Source organism: Halorubrum sp. SP3 (genome assembly GCF_005435195.1).
Lineage (GTDB): Archaea > Halobacteriota > Halobacteria > Halobacteriales > Haloferacaceae > Halorubrum > Halorubrum sodomense.
Genome location: NZ_SGTU01000455.1, coordinates 1 through 387 on the forward strand (window position 1 = coordinate 1; position 387 = coordinate 387).

1 protein-coding gene is annotated in these 387 nt (G+C 62.3%); it reads right to left on the reverse strand.

From position 1 onward, the window contains the following. Positions 1-352 (reverse strand): PGF-pre-PGF domain-containing protein (locus EXE42_RS17230; protein ID WP_206750769.1); only part of this gene is annotated, 352 nt, incomplete at its 3' end. Between the last annotated feature and the right edge of the window lie 35 nt (positions 353-387).

Consider the following 387-nt stretch of genomic DNA (forward strand, 5'->3'; position numbering starts at 1 on the left):
TGGAGAAGCCAGGCACCTCAGCCACGAACTCGCCATTGCCGCGGTGCGTCGTCTCGAAGCGTTCCCACGCACCCCGTGTCTCGTTGTACCGCTGGAGTTGGACGTTTTCCGGATCCACGTCGTTTTCCTCAAGCCGCTCGGGGTCAACCGTGAAGTCCCACTCAACACTGTTGTAGTCCTCATCGGTGAGGTTCCCTGCGTCCACGTCGACGTACGTGAAGGGGGTGCCAGTCTCAACCGGCGGTGCCGTTTCCGGCGGATCCTCACTCGTCGAGACGTTCACGGAGAAGGTGTCGCGATCCTGTGCGAGATTCACCGTGAAGTTCCGGACTGAGGCCCCGTTCCGGGACACGTTCCGGCCGACACCGAACCGGGTCGGCGTATTCG